Annotated in this window: 16 protein-coding genes and 5 pseudogenes; 9 read left to right on the top strand and 12 right to left on the bottom strand. The window is 42.0% G+C overall.

Annotation, left to right across the window (positions count from 1 at the left end; translation table 11 throughout):
* Positions 1 to 12: 12 nt before the first annotated feature.
* From JCM19033_RS01150 to JCM19033_RS01170, 5 genes and pseudogenes are all read right to left on the bottom strand, one after another.
* Positions 13 to 1,563: pseudogene (locus tag JCM19033_RS01150) on the bottom strand (acyl-CoA carboxylase subunit beta).
* Between the two features lie 153 nt (positions 1,564 to 1,716).
* Positions 1,717 to 2,230, bottom strand: a pseudogene (gene accB, locus JCM19033_RS01155) (acetyl-CoA carboxylase biotin carboxyl carrier protein).
* A gap of 15 nt (positions 2,231 to 2,245) precedes the next feature.
* Positions 2,246 to 2,887: a TetR/AcrR family transcriptional regulator gene (locus JCM19033_RS01160; protein ID WP_054634972.1), complete on the bottom strand. Its 642-nt coding sequence runs from the start codon at positions 2,885 to 2,887 to the stop codon at positions 2,246 to 2,248.
* A 33-nt stretch (positions 2,888 to 2,920) separates the two neighbouring features.
* A pseudogene (gene accC, locus JCM19033_RS01165) lies at positions 2,921 to 4,262 on the bottom strand (acetyl-CoA carboxylase biotin carboxylase subunit).
* Between the two features lie 275 nt (positions 4,263 to 4,537).
* Positions 4,538 to 5,380: a dimethylarginine dimethylaminohydrolase family protein gene (locus tag JCM19033_RS01170; RefSeq protein WP_054634973.1), complete on the bottom strand. Its 843-nt coding sequence runs from the start codon at positions 5,378 to 5,380 to the stop codon at positions 4,538 to 4,540.
* 259 nt (positions 5,381 to 5,639) lie between these two features.
* Between JCM19033_RS01170 and JCM19033_RS01175 the strand changes: the two genes are divergently transcribed.
* The 6 genes from JCM19033_RS01175 to JCM19033_RS01190 all read left to right on the top strand — a co-directional run bounded on the left by JCM19033_RS01175 (position 5,640) and on the right by JCM19033_RS01190 (position 7,541).
* A complete protein-coding gene (locus JCM19033_RS01175) occupies positions 5,640 to 5,933 on the top strand; it encodes a 4a-hydroxytetrahydrobiopterin dehydratase (RefSeq protein WP_054634974.1) in 294 nt (97 codons plus the stop codon).
* A gap of 82 nt (positions 5,934 to 6,015) precedes the next feature.
* Positions 6,016 to 6,192, top strand: a complete 177-nt coding sequence (locus JCM19033_RS23040; protein ID WP_157049690.1) for a hypothetical protein — start codon at positions 6,016 to 6,018, stop codon at positions 6,190 to 6,192.
* 143 nt (positions 6,193 to 6,335) lie between these two features.
* The gene (locus tag JCM19033_RS24835; RefSeq protein WP_269757905.1) at positions 6,336 to 6,527 is read left to right on the top strand and encodes a hypothetical protein; all 192 of its coding nucleotides are present in this window, start codon (positions 6,336 to 6,338) and stop codon (positions 6,525 to 6,527) included.
* A 35-nt stretch (positions 6,528 to 6,562) separates the two neighbouring features.
* Positions 6,563 to 6,712 (top strand): DUF5665 domain-containing protein, encoded by a 150-nt coding sequence (locus JCM19033_RS24840; RefSeq protein ID WP_269757906.1) that lies wholly within the window; start codon positions 6,563 to 6,565, stop codon positions 6,710 to 6,712.
* Positions 6,713 to 6,756: 44 nt separating this feature from the next.
* Positions 6,757 to 7,212: a DUF948 domain-containing protein gene (locus JCM19033_RS01185; protein WP_054634976.1), complete on the top strand. Its 456-nt coding sequence runs from the start codon at positions 6,757 to 6,759 to the stop codon at positions 7,210 to 7,212.
* Positions 7,209 to 7,541 (top strand): YtxH domain-containing protein, encoded by a 333-nt coding sequence (locus JCM19033_RS01190; protein WP_054634977.1) that lies wholly within the window; start codon positions 7,209 to 7,211, stop codon positions 7,539 to 7,541. Before JCM19033_RS01185 ends, JCM19033_RS01190 begins: the two co-directional genes overlap by 4 nt.
* A gap of 235 nt (positions 7,542 to 7,776) precedes the next feature.
* Here JCM19033_RS01190 and queF read toward each other — a convergent pair.
* The 7 genes and pseudogenes from queF to JCM19033_RS01225 all read right to left on the bottom strand — a co-directional run bounded on the left by queF (position 7,777) and on the right by JCM19033_RS01225 (position 12,675).
* Positions 7,777 to 8,273: pseudogene (queF, locus tag JCM19033_RS01195) on the bottom strand (preQ(1) synthase).
* An 18-nt stretch (positions 8,274 to 8,291) separates the two neighbouring features.
* Entirely contained in the window at positions 8,292 to 9,011 is a 720-nt protein-coding gene (queE, locus tag JCM19033_RS01200) for a 7-carboxy-7-deazaguanine synthase QueE (protein ID WP_054634978.1), read from the bottom strand.
* Positions 9,008 to 9,451, bottom strand: a complete 444-nt coding sequence (queD, locus tag JCM19033_RS01205) for a 6-carboxytetrahydropterin synthase QueD (protein ID WP_054634979.1) — start codon at positions 9,449 to 9,451, stop codon at positions 9,008 to 9,010. Before queD ends, queE begins: the two co-directional genes overlap by 4 nt.
* Before the next feature lie 2 nt (positions 9,452 to 9,453).
* Positions 9,454 to 10,119 carry a 7-cyano-7-deazaguanine synthase QueC gene (queC, locus tag JCM19033_RS01210; RefSeq protein WP_054634980.1) on the bottom strand — a complete coding sequence of 222 codons (666 nt, stop codon included), beginning with the start codon at positions 10,117 to 10,119 and terminating at the stop codon, positions 9,454 to 9,456.
* A gap of 439 nt (positions 10,120 to 10,558) precedes the next feature.
* A complete protein-coding gene (gene dcd, locus JCM19033_RS01215; RefSeq protein WP_306301179.1) occupies positions 10,559 to 10,993 on the bottom strand; it encodes a dCTP deaminase in 435 nt (144 codons plus the stop codon).
* Between the two features lie 309 nt (positions 10,994 to 11,302).
* The gene (locus JCM19033_RS01220) at positions 11,303 to 11,602 is read right to left on the bottom strand and encodes an IDEAL domain-containing protein (RefSeq protein ID WP_054634981.1); all 300 of its coding nucleotides are present in this window, start codon (positions 11,600 to 11,602) and stop codon (positions 11,303 to 11,305) included.
* A gap of 504 nt (positions 11,603 to 12,106) precedes the next feature.
* Positions 12,107 to 12,675: pseudogene (locus JCM19033_RS01225) on the bottom strand (peptidase C15).
* 143 nt (positions 12,676 to 12,818) lie between these two features.
* Here JCM19033_RS01225 and ggt point away from each other — a divergent pair.
* The 3 genes from ggt (at position 12,819) to JCM19033_RS24015 (ending at position 16,710) form a co-directional block, all read left to right on the top strand.
* Positions 12,819 to 14,474, top strand: a complete 1,656-nt coding sequence (ggt, locus tag JCM19033_RS01230) for a gamma-glutamyltransferase (protein ID WP_054634982.1) — start codon at positions 12,819 to 12,821, stop codon at positions 14,472 to 14,474.
* Positions 14,475 to 14,504: 30 nt separating this feature from the next.
* Positions 14,505 to 16,118, top strand: a complete 1,614-nt coding sequence (locus JCM19033_RS01235) for an L-lactate permease (protein ID WP_269757907.1) — start codon at positions 14,505 to 14,507, stop codon at positions 16,116 to 16,118.
* Positions 16,119 to 16,560: 442 nt separating this feature from the next.
* Positions 16,561 to 16,710, top strand: a complete 150-nt coding sequence (locus tag JCM19033_RS24015) for a hypothetical protein (RefSeq protein WP_198153382.1) — start codon at positions 16,561 to 16,563, stop codon at positions 16,708 to 16,710.
* Positions 16,711 to 16,765 lie beyond the last annotated feature (55 nt).

A 16,765-nucleotide genomic window follows, 5' to 3' on the forward strand; every position in this document is an offset into this window, starting at 1 on the left:
TCACCTTCTTTCCTAGAGTGGAATATTGCCATGCTTTTTCTTTGGATTTTCTTTCTTTTTATTTTTCAGCATTTCAAGGGCACTTGCCAGTACCTTTCTCGTGTCTCTTGGATCAATGACATCATCCACCATCCCATTTCTCGCAGCAATATAAGTTGGCAAATCGTTCTCTGTATTCTTCTATTTTTTCCTTACGGGTTCTTTCAGGATCGCTGCTTTCCTTAATTTCTTTAGCAAAAATAATATTGGCTGCCCCTCCAGGCCCCATCACGGCTATTTCAGCGTTTGGCCATGCATATACTAAATCCGCGCCTATGGCCTTACTATTTAACGCAACATAAGCTCCTCCAAAAGCCTTTCTCAAAATGACTGTCAGCTTTGGCACTGTAGCTTCCGAATAGGCATAGAGAATTTTGGCCCCGTGACGTATAATTCCCCCGTGTTCCTGCTGCACCCCAGGTATAAAACCGCTTACATCTTCAAATGTAATAAGAGGAATGTTGAAGCAGTCACAAAACCTGATAAAACGAGAGCATTTATCTGAAGAATCAATGTCTAACCCCCCGGCCATCATTTTAGGATTGTTAGCCACCACTCCTACTGTTTCCCCGTTAATTCTTCCAAAGCCTACTACTATATTTTTTGCAAACCCCGCTTGAACTTCCATGAAATCTTCATTATCCACAATCTTGGCAATAACCTTTCGTACGTCGTACACTTTCATGCTGTCTACAGGGACGATATCCAGTAATTCATCCACCCGGTCCTCAGTATCCCTGGCATTGTTTTTTTCTGCCTTTGGCGGCTTTTCTTCAAAATTTGAAGGAAGATAACTGATGAGGCGTCTCACTTCTCCGAGTACCTCTTCTTCTGAAGCTGCTGTAAAATGGGCATTCCCGCTTTTGGTAGAATGAACGGCAGCACCGCCCAGATCTTCACTGTTAATGTTGGCACCGGTGACGCTTTCGATCACTTTTGGACCCGTAATAAACATCTGGCTTGTTTTTTCAACCATGAACACAAAATCAGTAATAGCTGGAGAATATACAGCACCCCCGGCACACGGGCCCATTATGACTGAAATTTGCGGGACGACTCCGGAGTATATAGAATTGCGATAAAAGACTTGTCCATAGCCATCCAAAGACAACACACCTTCTTGAATGCGGGCGCCTCCTGAATCATTCAACCCGATAATCGGTGCTCCGTTCTCCGCTGCCAAATCCATAATTTTCGCAATTTTTAGAGCGTGCATTTCTCCAAGGGCGCCTCCAAAGACCGTGAAATCCTGGGCAAATAGAAATATCGTTTTTTCATTTATTTTCGCGTACCCTGTCACGACTCCTTCTCCAGGTGATTCGGCACCCCCAAAATCCATCCCTCTGTTTTCAATAAAAGGATTCAATCTACGAAACTTCCCTCGTCTACTAACACGTCAATTCTTTCTCTGGCAGTAAGCTTTCCCCTGTCATGCTGGGCATCAATTCTCTTGACCCCTCCGCCTAACTTAACCTTTTCCCGCCGAAGTTCCATTTCTTCTATTTTTGAAAACATATCATCCATGCTGCATCCTCCTTAAAAACTGTAATTGTGTAAGTATTTGAAACCGTGCTAAAAAGCGGATTTGAAAAGCCGTCTCATTCCTTCTTCTTCTCCATAAAGCACGGCTGGGTATAAAAAAGGGCCTGCTTTCATAACAGGCCCTTTAAAGGTGTACTAGTTCGGCTTAACAAGAAAAAGGGGCTGTCCATATTCAACAAGTTCTCCATTTTCCACAAGAACCTCAACAATTTCCCCGCTTACTTCTGCTTCTAGTTCATTCATTAGCTTCATTGCCTCTACAATACAAACTACTGTATCCGGAGAGACTTTGTCTCCTTCTTTTACGTAAGGATCAGACTCTGGATTCGGCGCTTCATAAAACGTTCCTACCATTGGAGAGGTAATTTTCTTTAATGAATCATCATTATGTTTGCTTGCCGCTTCATTTTTTGGCTTTTCACTGCCTTGGTCTTGCTTTGGCTCTTCTGCTTTCGGCTGTTCCGGCTGCGGGGCAGGTACTGGCGCTGGTGCTGTCTGCACTGCTGCTTGCGGTACACTCACTGTCTGTTGGACACCTTCTTTGCGGATGGTGATTTTTTCTTTTATTTTCTCCGCGGATCTCAACCTCGCCAATAGATGAGTTGTCGATGGCTCTGATCAATTCTTTTATTTCATTTACTTTAAACATGTTCATTCACTCCTTTTAAAGGCTGCTGAAATTTGTAGGACGTAAAAATAACCTTTGATAGGCCGGATTTTCCAAAGCTGTTTTAGTGAGCACAGAATGCAAAATTAAATCTGCATAGATGTCAGCTATATCATTAACTGAATATTCTCCTGTATCTTTATACCATTTATAGGTCCAGTTTATCATTCCGAAAATCGCCATGGACATGATCGGAACAGGTATTTCCTTTCTAAACTCCCCTTCGGTAATTCCTTCTCTCACCACTGAAAACATTAGCTCTTTATACTTGTTTCTTTTCTTTTTTATTTCGGTAAAATACTCCGGAGCAAGATATAGACTCTCCTGGTAGAAAACTGTTACATGAGCTCTGTACATTTCAAACATTTTAACAAATGACCTTACAGTTGCGTACAGCTTCTCTGTTGGAGTTCCGTACCTCGAATGAGCTTCTACAGCTTTATCAAGCACATATGTAATAAATGAATCATGGATGGTATATAGAAGCTCGTCTTTTGATTTAAAATTATGGTAAAAGCCGCCCTTTGACGTCCGGCTTTCTCTCACAATTTTGTCCACTGTCACAGCATGAAAACCATATTCTTCAAAAAGTTTTAAAGCAGCTTCTGTGATGCGCTCCTTGGTTGGTTTCTCGGCCATGTTCATCACCTGCTCTTTCCCAAATTACCTCCCTTATAAAAGCTTTGTCTTATCGAGAAAGCTAGTATCAAAGGTGCCGTTTATAAAGTCTTCGTTTTCCATTAGTTTTAAATGGAAAGGGATGGTCGTGTCTACTCCTTCAACGACAAATTCCATCAACGCTCTTTTCATTCGTGAAATGGCTTCTTCCCTCGTTTTTCCTCTGACAATAAGCTTGGCCACCATGGAATCATAGAAAGGTGTAATCGTGAAGCAGGATACATTGCACTGTCAATGCGGACACCTAAGCCGCCAGGAGGAAGGTACATATCAAGCTTCCCTGGTGAAGGCATAAATCCTTTTTCCGGATTTTCTGCATTGATACGGCATTCGATAGCCCAGCCATCAATCACAATTTCTTCTTGACTTACAGAAAGCTTTTCTCCAGCCGCTGCTTTAATTTGTTCTTTTATAAGGTCTATGCCTGTGACTTCTTCGGTTACTGGATGTTCTACTTGTATTCTCGTATTCATTTCCATAAAATAGAAATTTTTGTGTTTATCTAATAAAAACTCTACAGTCCCCGCACCACAGTAATTAACCGCCTGGGCTGCTTTTACTGCAGCAGTTCCCATCGCTTCTCTGATGTCTTCGTCTAAAGCTGGAGAGGGTGCTTCTTCAACCAGCTTTTGATGACGCCTTTGAATGGAACAATCCCGCTCTCCAAAATGAACAACATTTCCGTGGGAGTCAGCCATAACCTGAATTTCGACGTGGCGAGGTTCTTCCACAAATTTCTCTAAATACACACCCGGGTTTCCAAATGCGGTGGCAGCTTCCTGCTGGGCCATAGAAATGGCTTTTTTCAGCTCTCCTGCTTCATAGGCTACCCGCATTCCTTTTCCTCCGCCGCCTGCTGTAGCCTTGACAATCACCGGGTATCCAATTTCTTCAGCGGTTTTGAGAGCTTCTGATTCTTCTTCAATAATTCCGTCTGTCCCTGGAACTATCGGCACTCCGGCCTCTGCCATTGTTTCACGTGCCACGGCCTTTGCTCCCATTTTATTTATCGCTTCAGGCGATGGGCCGATAAATGTAATATCATGGTCAGCACACATTTCGGCAAACTCAGCATTTTCAGCCAGGAAACCGTAGCCTGGGTGGATCGCTTCTGCCCTGTCTTCAGTGCCGTGGCTACAAGGTTCGTTTTCTTTAAGTAGCTTTCAGCTGATGAATGAGGACCAATGCAGTAAGCTTCATCTGCCATGAGGACATGCAGGGCTTCTTTATCCGCTTCAGAGTGAACGGCTACTGTTTCAATGCCCAGCTCTCTGCAAGCTCTGATAATTCTAACTGCAATTTCCCCTCGATTGGCTATTAACACTTTCGTAAACATTCCTTCACCCTCTTTGCCATTTCTATCATTTTTTTAAACGCTTACATCCGGTCAGGTTTAGACCGACTGGTCAGTCTGTAATTAAATTCTATGTAAAATTTTTCACTTTGTCAATTTCTTCTTTCAGGAATTTTTCTCTTATATAAAAAAAGTTGTAGTTTCTTTCTCCATTGTATTCTTTCCTCGTTTTTTGCTCAAGTTTTTTCTAATTTTACGTATCTCCTTACCCGTACACTTTAAAAATGGAAAAGCCTCACCGGAAATTCCAATGAGACTTACTGTCTGGAGATAGGAAAGGTAACACAACGAAAACATCCACCTGACTTAATAATTTCAGAAAAGGATACTTCGTACACCGTAAAGCCTGCATTACGTAACTCTTTATTAATTCTTTTACACTTGTCCTGGCTGATTACTGTATTATGACCGATTGAAAAGATATTGACACCAAGGTTAAACTGCTCTTCCTCTGTGACTTCTATGCATTTATACCTTGAACGTAATGTATCGGCCCACTCTTCAGACATTGCATCGGGATACAACAGCGCATATTCTTCGGAAAAAGGATTAAACACACAGTCTAAATGCAGATACTTGTCTTCGATTGGTACTTTCTCCACACTTCTCCCAGGAAATAAAACAGCAAGCTCTTCTATAGCAGAAGCTTCCGTTCTCCCGCTTTGTCCAACGTAGATATTATTCTTGCTTATTACCACATCTCCGCCTTCTAAGGCTCCTTTTGTAATCTCATAATATTTTATTCCATGTTCCTTCAACCAGCCTTTGAATACTTCTGTCTCTTTCTTCCGAATGTTTTGCTTCATTTTTCCTACAACCAGGATATTGTCAATCACTACTCCTAAATCCCTCGTGTAGACTTGTTCAGGCAGAGCCTCGTCTACAGCCAGTGTATGAACCTTTACCTGTTCTCTTTCAAACACCTCGATCATGTTATTATGCTGTTTAACAGCTTCTTTCTTATCAATATTTGACCCTGCATATTCTTCCTGTGTATCGTTGATGATTTCCTGAATTTCCATCGCTCTAGGAGAACATACGATGACCTCTTTTAATGTATCAAAATCTGTTTTTACCTGCGGCATACTCGCAACCTTCACTGTTTACCCCTCCTTGGTTATTTTATTATTCCTCCCTTCGTACCTTTTCACACTCTTTTTATTCTCATTATTACAGGCAGGAAATATAGGAAAAGAAATACAAGGTGAGTTCCTCTTGTATTTTTCAAAATTTTTTAATTTTTTGAGGCGGAGTAAGAGCTCTTTCGTTTGAAATTCTTTTCTTGGTGGTATAATGAAGATATGAAGAGAAAGCGGAAGCATCAAAGGATAAATTTGGATACTATAAGAAGGGAGACCGATGATATTAGACAATGAAATTGTTGAAGAGAAAGTAAAAAGTCTTAACGGATGGAAACGGGCGGATGAAAAAACCATAGAGCGAGTGTATACATTCTCGGATTTTCTTAATGGTATTCATTTTGTCAACAAAATTGCTGAACACGCCGAAACAGTAAACCACCATCCACATCTTACTATAAACCATACAGAGATCACTGTCCGATTGACCACGGTGGACGCTGGAGGAATCACCGAAAAAGATATCCGCTCAGCTTTTGAATATAATCGATTAATTTCCACAGTTCATGCATAAAATAAACAAGGTACGGAGACGCAAATTGATTTTTTGCATATAGTAGTAGTACAACAAGCTCCGACCAATTGAGGTGATAAAGATGAGCTATCAAGAGAGCAGAATGAAAAAACTTTTGGAGACCGACCGATTTCTCCATCACACGTTTGAAGAGATAAAGAGAAGCATTGGTGATGAGGATGAAGCCTTAAAAATGGTATTTGATGCTTACGTCCTGAAAGAGCCAATGATGAGGAACGCATACGTGCACTTGACGTAATGGCGAGGGTCTCCCTTAAATGGGGTGCCCTCTTTAATTTTTTTGTTCTCCTGCTTGTCCTCTTCTTTCTGTTTGAAACAGGAATGTACAGGGTAAGGAAGCCTTATACACGTCTTTTTGGTTTCAATAAGGAGGAGAACATAGTGGCAGAAGACCAAAATCATCAATCTAACGACAATCCACCTAAAGAGGAAAAACGTCTGGAGAAAACAAGACGACGCCCGGAGCATGAGGAAGTAACACGTCTGGAAAAAATTGCTGATCGTCTTGATGAAGTGACGACAAAAGGGCGCTTTAAGGATATGCTTATCACTTCACAAGTCCCAAAGAAGTAATAAAAACAAACCTGATTGCCGGGATTGCCCGCGGCGTGGGGCTTACGTTAGGGACAGCAATCTTTTTGGCTTTACTTATATTCATCCTTAACTTATTCGTTTCCGCTCCTCTTGTCGGCGAATATATAGCTGATATGTTGGATTTTATCGATGAACAAAGGGAAAATGGAGAACCTGGCGAATAAGTTATATATACCATATTTTAATTATGTGAGCAGGAGGAATTTTTATGGATCTATTAGGCATTGGAGTATTAGTTTTTGCAATCGCGTTTTTAATTTTAGTCATCTTCCTAATTAAAGCTTTGAACTCCCTTACAAAAGTACTCGGGGGAGTTGAGGAGACCGTCGGTAAGCTTCCTGATCAAATGGATGAAATTTCAAAGCAGACTGAAGTTATCCTCCATAACAGCAATGAGACGATTCTAGACTTAAACCAGAAAATGGATGATTTAAATCCAATTTTTCATATTGTAAGAGATACCGGGGAAGCGTCACAAAGACTTTCTTCTTCGTTGGTAGACATCACTAACTCCTTTAAGAAAGACTCCACTGAGGGCTCTTCTAAGGTAAAAGAGAAAAACATGGGCGGGTTGTACGGAGCACTGGCTCTCACTTATTTCCTTGCACAGAAAAGAAAAACGTTAAAGGATGAATTCCAACAACAAGGAGCAGGCAATCCATGATGAAGGAAAGCCATATCCCTAAACAGCCCAGCCGTTTATTTTCTCTCAGTGCCGGCGCAGGTTTAGGTGCTCTTATTGGAGCAGGGCTTACCCTGCTCTTTGCCCCTGCAGACGGCAAGACTTCCAGAATGAAAGCTACTGATACAGCAGGGAAAGTCAAAAATATCCCATCTAGATTAAAATCCAGAATTGAAGAGCAAAAAAGCCAGCTGCTGGTAAGAGGCAGTGAGGTATATGGAAAGATTCATGAAGATATGTCAGTCCTAAAAAAAGAAGCAAGATTATCTTTGCGTAAAGACGAGGAACATGAGCCGGAAAATAAGGAATAAAATAAAGGCAATCCTCTTTTGAGGTCTTCAGGGTGGTAAGAATCTTTTCTTACCACCCTATATTTGTCGTACTGATCCATTGCTTCAAAACAAATGCTTAACATAAATATTCAACCACAAAAAGGTGTCTCATCCAGATCATTAATCATGTGACCTTTCGAGACACCTTTTACTTGTTGTGCTATTTATTTCTGCAAGGTCACGCTCTGAAGAATTCCCTGCATAATGCTCGTTATCAGCGATTATCAACCGTTTCTGGATTCATATCATGGTTCATGAGTCTGTACTCTGCCATTTCTTCATACTTCGTGCCAGGCTTTCCATAGTTCACATAAGGATCTATTGAAATGCCCCCTCTTGGGTGAATTTCCCCCATACTTCGATATACCGTGGATCCATCAAATCCACCAGGTCGTTTAAAATAATATTCATTGCATCTTCATGGAAATCTCCGTGATTTCTAAAACTGAATAAATACAGTTTTAACGACTTACTTTCCACCATCTTAATATCCGGGATATAGCTGATATACACAGTAGCAAAATCAGGCTGACCAGTTTTAGGACATAGAGTGGTAAACTCAGGGCAATTAAATTTTACAAAATAATCTCTTTTCGGATGATGATTATCAAAGGTTTCTAACACAGAAGGATCATAATCAAACTGATATGTTGTATTTTGGCTCCCCAGATGTGTAACCTCAGTTAAGTCAGTTTCTTTTCTCCCTGACATCATAAATCTCCTTTCGTCTTACACTCCCTGCTTATTTCCCCATAACAAAGCGTGAAGTTGAGGCAGCACCTTCACATTATTGAAATCCTCAGATTTGGTCACTGTGTCTACCAGCCATTCATATTTAGTTAACAGCCGGTCCCTCACACTTTGATCATCTGCTTCTTTTACATCTTCATTCCCTGCTTGTAAAAAGAAAGGAATGTGGGGATATCTTTGGTGAACAGCGAGTGCATACTTTAAATCCTCTATATCAAAAATAACAATTTTAAAGCTAGCTTGTCCTTTGCCTTCTTCTTTTAACCTTTCAACATAAAAGTCAAGCTGTTGCCAGTTTGTTTTCATGTTAGAACTTGGAGGCTTGGGCGACAACGTTACTTCATCAATGTCGAGCATCCATTCCTGCCACGTGCTTCCCTGTGTTTCCACAGCCGTCTTGATTCCCTGTTGTTTAAGAGTCTGCACAAGGTGGCCGATCCCTTCATGGAGAGCCGGATTTCCTCCCGAAATCGTTACATGACTGTAACGTCCAGGTGCCAGGTCGTTTAACCGGTCCACAATTTCGTCTGTTTTCATCATGTCAGGTTTTTGGCTTCCATCCCATGTAAAAGCTGAATCACACCAGCTGCACCGGTAATCACAGCCAGATGTTCTCACAAACATTGTTTTTTGGCCAATGACCATTCCTTCTCCTTGAATGGTTGGCCCGAATATTTCTAATACAGGAACTTTCTTCATTCAGAGAAATCCTCCTCCTTCGGCCTGTATACCACGTAACTTGTCGGCGTTTCCCGAACAAAGACCTGGAGGCAGCGCGGCTTATTCAAACGCTGGTCAAGTTCCTTTTGGATTCTTTCCCAGATCACACGAGCCACTACTTCAGTCGTAGGAAATTGATTAGGATCTTCTTGAGAAGCATATTCATCATGGTCATTCAATAATGTATGATCATACCGTTTATGAACAATTTCTTTCAATAATTGAAAATTAACTAAAAATCCTGATTCATCAAGGCTGTCTCCCGCTATCGTAACGTTGATGACATACGTGTGACCATGAATATCCTGACACTTGCCTGCCTGCTCATTAGGAATAAAGTGAGCGGCAGCCATATGCATGTCCTTATTAAGTTCATATCGAAATTGATGGTTTACTTGGGGATAGGATTGGTAAAGCATAATTACTCACTCCCCTTTGCCTCTATATATTGTTGATAGCCTCTTTGACGAAGCACACATGCGGGACACTCGCCGCAGCCATCACCACGAATTCCCTCGTAGCATGTGAGTGTCTTATTCTTTACATAATCAAGTCTTCCCATTTTATCAGCAAGCTCCCATGTCTCTGCTTTATCAAGCCACATGAGAGGCGTATGGAGAACAAATTCATTGTCCATTGATAAGTTTAATGAAACGTTTAAAGACTTGATAAATATATCCCGACAGTCCGGATAACCGCTATAATCTGTTTCACATACTCCTGTAATTACATGTTTTGCGCCCTGCTGCTTTGCAAAAATGGCGGCAAAGGACAAGAATAGCAGATTTCTTCCCTCTACAAATGTATTGGGCGGCTGGCCGTCTTTTCCTTCTTCCATCTCGATATCCGCCCGAGTAAGAGCGCTTGGTGACAGCTGGTTCAGTAATTCCATATCCAGCACATGGTGTTCAACTCCAAGCTCTTTGGCAATATCCTTTGCTACATCAATTTCATTGCTGTGACGCTGTCCATATTGAAACGTAACAGCACTTACCTCTTTAAACCGCTCTAAAGCCCAAAAAAGGCATGTAGTGCTGTCTTGGCCGCCGCTAAAGACTACTACAGCTTTATCCTCCTGGAAACTCATCGCGCTTCCTTCCTTTCTCTCTACAAGTCATGCACTTATACCTAACGCAGTCTTATTCAAAACAAGCTGCCTGAAATTTATAATGGGCCCCGCTAAAAATCAATGGTCGTGCAGTCTTAAGCTTTCAGCCCTCCCTCTCTGTGGAGCATTTCTGCATCCGTAAGAGGTTTCCTGAAAACAGGCAGCCTCAATATCCGGCAAGATTGAAAAGCAGCCAGGTGAAGCTTACAGCAAAACCACAGTGGTTTTTAAGCAGAGCCTTACAATGAAGAGATCACAATTCTCTCTTAGTCAGCATTCTTAAATATTTTTACATCATAACGTAAAAAAACACCATCGTCCATTATAGCATTCTCACGCCTAGTGTTCCTATCAATTTCTCCCCATATGTACCGCTTTTCTAACAAAAAAGAGGCCTCCGCCTCTTTTTCAAGCTTCCCTATTCATTTGCTTCTTTATCTAAATATACCTGGCTTCCAACTGCGTTTCGCTGCCCCTGGTACTTTCCACTGTATGGATGGCCTGCTTTTTTATCCATTAACGCAAACACCAGCTGGGCTATTCTTCGGCCTGAGGTCAAACGGATAGGAAGGCGATTTGCATTGTAGAGCTCTAATGTAATTTCTCCTTCAAATCCAGGATCAACCCAGCCTGCATTTTGAATAAACAGCCCCATCCTTCCTATAGAACTTCTCCCCTCAACAAATGCTGTTAAGTGATCAGGGAGCTTTATGTACTCCGTAGTAGTTGCCAGTAAAAAAGAATTTGGAGGGATGACTACTTCTTCACTTTCAAATTCTACATACTTTGCTGGTTTGTCTAAGGCAATGGATTCAATAGAATTTTCATCTATTTTTAAGAAATGTGTTCCCAAGCGGATATCTACAGAAGCGGCTGAATTTGATGCTCTGTCATTGGAGTAATGGCTAAGCTGCCTTCCTCCATCATTTCTCGTATCGTTTGATCTGATAAGATCATCTTTGTGTCACCTCACCATGTTCTCTATTACCGATTTGCTTTATTGTGATGTATATTTTGGCTATCCAAACAAACCGTGTCACTGATCCACAACCCAATAATCATAGTCTTTGTTACAAGTATATATTTTATTGCTATCCTTTCCAAGAAGAAGAACAAAGCCTCAGCTCAAAAAAAACGCTGCCCCGTGTTAGGGGCGGCGCTTCTAATTAGTATCAAAATCTAGCTCTAATTCATAGCCCTGCTCAGATATTACTTTTCCGTGTTTGTAATTTTCCATGAGGTCGTAATAGCTTTCAGTCAGTACTAAAAATCTAGATTCATCTCTTTCATCCAATGCCTCATCAATCATGCGCTGCAACCGCTCTTTATTAAAGTTAAAGACGGCGTATTCCATCATCATTTTTGCGTACAGTGATTGAAGGACCTGTCTAGTCGGACGTCTGCCATGCTTCATGGACTTTACTTTTTTCATAAAGTGCTGTTCATGTGTTGGATGTAGCATGTTCGTCGAACCCCCTATCTGAACCGAAATATAGTTTCGTTTCCCTATGAATTGGCGGGTGACGCGCGGATGTAGAGGCTCGGATGTTTTTTTAATTGTTAATTAAAAGATACCCGCCTGACGCTTGCCTTAAACTCTTTCATTTGGTCTTCAGGAATAATTACTTAAGCCTCTGGGCTGTTTTTTCATAGATGTAAAATTGTTGTTGTTTATAAAATTATTTCCAATGGGCCTTACTTATACCTGTTCTCTTTACTTTTTTCTAAAAAATTACATGCATAACGAGTGTTGCCATTCCTGAGGTACGTAATTACTTCTCTTTCCAGCTGAATTTTTCCTCTCCTTACCCTGAATATATTCTGGAATTATGAACTTGTTTTGTGTCTACCCTTCTCCTTTCGTTTCAAAACGACTTGTATCTATATACCTGATGCTTGTTTACCTGTAATACCTTCTGCGGCTGCTTGCACGGCTATCATTAATGCTTTTTTTGATAAGTAAATGTCATGGAAGGAAGATGAGGCGGGCCAAGGTCATCTCCGGGGTGGCAGGAAAGTGGATAAACCCTGCTTTGGCCGTTATTTCTTTTTCTCTAAGAAAATAAAGAACCTGGTATAAAGTGGTATTACAAATATATGTACCTGCTGTATTTGAAATCTCAGCCGGTATTCCGTTTTGCTGAAGAGCCTCCAACATCTTCCGAAGGGGAGAGTTGAAAATAAACCGTCCGGACCGTTCATTTGAATAGGTTTGTCCACTGGCTTTTCCCCCGTGTTGTCCCCTTTTTCACCTTCTCCCTTTGTGTCTTGAATATTGATCCCTATCCTCTCAAGACTGATAGCACTTCTGCCATAAGCGAGCCCGCAGGAAATGATAATATCAGGTTTTTCTTTCTCTATTGCCTCAAGCAGTGATTGGGCGCACGTTTCATATATGACAGGCAGCTGTATGCTTTTAAGCTCTATATTGGCCCACGGCTGCTGTTCTTCCAGCTCTTTAACCAGCTGCACTGTTGGATTGACTTCCAAGCCTCCAAAAGGCTCAAACCCTGAACATAAAACTTTTATTTTCATTTTATTTCTCCCTTTCTTAATTTCTAGTTTTTTTCGTTTCAATGTTTTTAATTCTTATAGGAAGGAAATACACTCTGCAGAAAGCACTATAGGAGCAATTTCCTATATTTAGCAATTATTTATGCCATAAGGAGGTTTTTACTATGGAAAGCCACGTAAAAAAAGGAGGCCGTCACGAGTTTACCCAGACGGGACGTCCTGCCGTCCGAGGAACACAGGGAGCTGTGACCTCTCCCCATTATCTTGCCACTCAGGCAGGAAAATCAATTCTTCAGCAAGGAGGACATGCGGTAGATGCTGCGATCAGTATGAATGCAGTCTTATGTGTAGTCCTCCCTCATATGGCAGGTCTAGGCGGAGATTTATTTTCCATCATTTCAGACAGGAAAGAATCAAATATTCAAGCTATCAATGGCAGCGGCAGATCAGGCCTGAAGGCTGCTATTGGTTTTTACAAAGAAAAAGGTTATGACGAAATCCCCGACCGAGGCCCTCTGTCCTCTAATACGGTCCCTGGTACTGTAAAGGCGTGGGAAGACCTTCACCAGCAATATGGACGAATAAAATGGAAGGATTTGTTTACTGATGCCATTCATTATGCCCAAAATGGGTTTCCTCTCTCTTCTAAGGTAGCTCAGTTTATCTTTGATAAACAGGAGGTGCTGAGTCAGCATTCCAAAACAGCTGACATCTTTCTTCCTGACGGGAAGCCTGTCGCTGAAGGAGCGGTTTTCAAACAGCCTGATCTTGCACAATCGCTTGCTTTGATTGGGGAAAAAGGAGCAGAAGTTTTCTACCAGGGAGATCTCGCGGAAAAGATTGTTCAAAGTCTTCAAGAAGAAGGCGGAGTCCTTACACTTGAGGATTTCTCCAATCACGAGTCTACCTGGGAAAAACCAGCCTCGACGTCGTATGGTTCTTATGAAATCCATGAGCTTCACCCTAATACTCAAGGTCTGGCTACATTAATGATGTTAAACGTGTTAAAGAAATTTGACCTTCCCTCCATTGGGGATCACACTCCGGACTATTATCACCTCATGGCAGAAGCCGCCAAGCTGTCTTTTCATTATCGAGACGAATGGGTAACAGATCCTGAATTCTTGTCAATTCCTGTTGAAAAGCTGCTGTCTGAAGAGCATACCGATAAAATCTTTGAAAAACTTGATTGGAGAAAAGCTTACCCATTAGACAAGCTTCCGGAAATGCCAAAGGTGAGTACAAGCAAGGATACAACATTCATGGCAGCTGTTGACAGCGAAGGAAATGCCTGCTCATTGATTCAAAGTATTTACCATGAGTTTGGTTCAGGATTCGTTCCTGAAGATACAGGGATTCTTTTACAAAACCGCGGTTCCTTCTTTGAGCTTGATGCTGAGCATCCAAATGCATTAGAGCCTGAAAAAAGAACCTTTCATACTATTATACCAGCGATGGCTACTAAAGAAGGCAAGCCCTTTATGCTGTTTGGAACCATGGGAGGAGAAGGACAGCCACAGACCCAGGCCGCTTTGTTCACCCGCGTAGTGGAGTTTGGTTATGACATCCAACAGGCTATCGAAGCACCTCGGTGGCTTTACGGCCGCACGTGGGGTGAGGACAGCTCCTCTTTAAAGCTAGAAAGCAGAATACCAGATTCGATAGCGGGGGAACTTGCAAACCGCGGCCACGAAATTGAAAAAACTGAGAGCTTTTCTCAGCAAATGGGACATGCTCAAGGCATTGTGATCGATGAGAAAACCGGAGTCTATAGTGCCGGGGCTGATCCTAGAGGAGACGGGATTGCTTTATCCTGGTAATATTCTAATCTTACATTGGAGGTTTGCATCATGGAAGAACTACCGGTAGATTTTCTGCACTGGGGCGTAGCTGTACTGCCCCTGGTGCTTCTCTTAATCATGCTTGTTGTGCTGAAGTGGTCCGGACAGTTAGCCGGCGGGGTTGCTCTGGCTGTTGCTGCCGCTTCAGCCTTTCTATTATACGAGGCCCCGCTCGATAACGTGGCTGTAGGTGTCGGTCAGGGGCTGTGGGATGCTTTCTTTATTCTTCTTGTCGTCTGGCCTGCCCTTCTTCTTTATCAAACGACAAAAGAAGCAGGAGCCTTTACTGCCATACGAGAAGGAATCCAGGAACATAGCCGTAATTATTTGTTTCTCATCCTCGCTTTTGGCTGGGTGTTTGCCTCTTTTCTTCAGGGAATCGCAGGCTTTGGAGCTCCGATTGCTGTTGTTGCGCCTCTTCTGATCGGTTTAGGCGTGAAACCTGTCACAGCCGTTGTTATTCCACTTATCGGTCATGCCTGGGCCAATATGTTTGGCACGTTAGCCGTAGGGTGGATTGCAACCATTAACGTTATTGAGCTTCAGGAACAAAGTCTTACACTCTTATACACAGGTATACTATTATGGATTCCTAATATTATTGCCGGCTTTATGATCTGCTGGCTGTTTGCGAAATGGAAAGGTGTAAAAGAAGGCTTCTGGGTCGTTATTATCATTTCTGCCATCCATGGCGGCGGCCAGGTTGCCTTGACTCAGATTAACCCGACTTTAAGCAACTTTGTTCCAGCTGCCGTAGCCCTTGGTGTGTTATTTCTAATGGCTAGAAGAGACAAGTACAAGGAAAAAACAGATCTCGAAGATGAATCTGACATTCTCGAAGAAAGTGATTCCGATGACGACGAGCCAAAAGCTGACATGGGACTGCACAAAGCCTTTATGCCCTACTACGTCTTAACAGGGCTTTCCATTCTTATGCTTGGCATCCCGTTTATCCATGATTTTCTTGATCAGTTTGAATTCGGCCCTCCTTTCCCAGCTGTTGAAACAGGGTATGGATTTGAACAGGAAGCTGAAGAAGCCTATTCGCCGATCGCTCCTCTGACTCATCCAGGAATGTACTTGTTCATTTCCGTCATTTTTGGTTACTTCTGGTATAAAAAATTAGGAAAATATAACAACAAAGCAGGCAAGGATATTCTCACCGGGTTTAAGGACAATGCTGTCGGCGCATCACTTGCCATTTCTGCCTTTTTAACGATGACTCAGGTTCTTGAAAACTCCGGGCAGACAACAGTTCTCGCCTTAGGTATTGCTGAAGTCTCCCCTCCTGCTGTTTATGTTGCTTTAGCAAGTTTAATTGGGGTTATAGGATCGTTTATGACATCCTCCAATACTTCGTCCAATATCTTGTTTTCACCGCTTCACGGCTCAGTTTCCCAAACAATGGATGAGCTCAGGCTTTCTCATCTCATTGCAGCTCAGTCTGCCGGCGGGGCTATCGGTAACTCTATTTCACCGGCAAACGTTATCCTGGGGACGAGCACAGCAGGGCTCAAAGGAAAAGACGCGGAAGTATTTAAGCCTACTCTTCTCTTTTCCCTTATTTCTGTCTTCTTTGTAGCCTTGCTTTCTGTTGTGTTTCACTTTGTCTTTCCTGGATAAACGATGCATTGGAACAAAATCATCTCGTATATGACATGGCTCTCACCTAAACAGAGTGAGGGCCTTTTTTTACCTGGTTTTTGACCTACTTACTTATCCTTTCTTCCTCCAATATTTTCCCCTCTTAAATTTTTTCTTGTATAAAAATCTTCACATCGCTATAATAATAAACAAACATACGTTCGTATAATGGGAAAAGGAGTGAGAGTCATGCACGTGAAAGAGGAAGAACATATTATGCTTCACTATAGCATTCTCCTGCCTCTTGTAAAAAAGTGCTTGAGAGGGATCTGCAATTAATTGAAAAAGGTCCCTTTAAGCTGAAGGATCCTTATTATCTCTTGATTAATGAATCTCTTCGCTCCCTTCATGAGGATGCACGAAAAGTGAAATCATTTATGCACCAGCGGAAAATGAAAGCTTTTTTGTAGAGAATGATGGAATGTTTTCCCGTTATACGTACACTTGCCGTGGCTACGAAGGATCAATCAGCTACTTAAACGCCAATTTAAAAAGGCAGGCACGCCATTCGATGGATGCTTATTTCAAAGGAAAATCCCCATTAGAGCAAGAGTCTGTCCTTCATAGCTGACCTTTCCTGAGGAATGACAGCATTACTGAAAAAGGATCCCCTCCAGTCTTAAATT

The organism is Thalassobacillus sp. C254 (assembly GCF_001310615.1).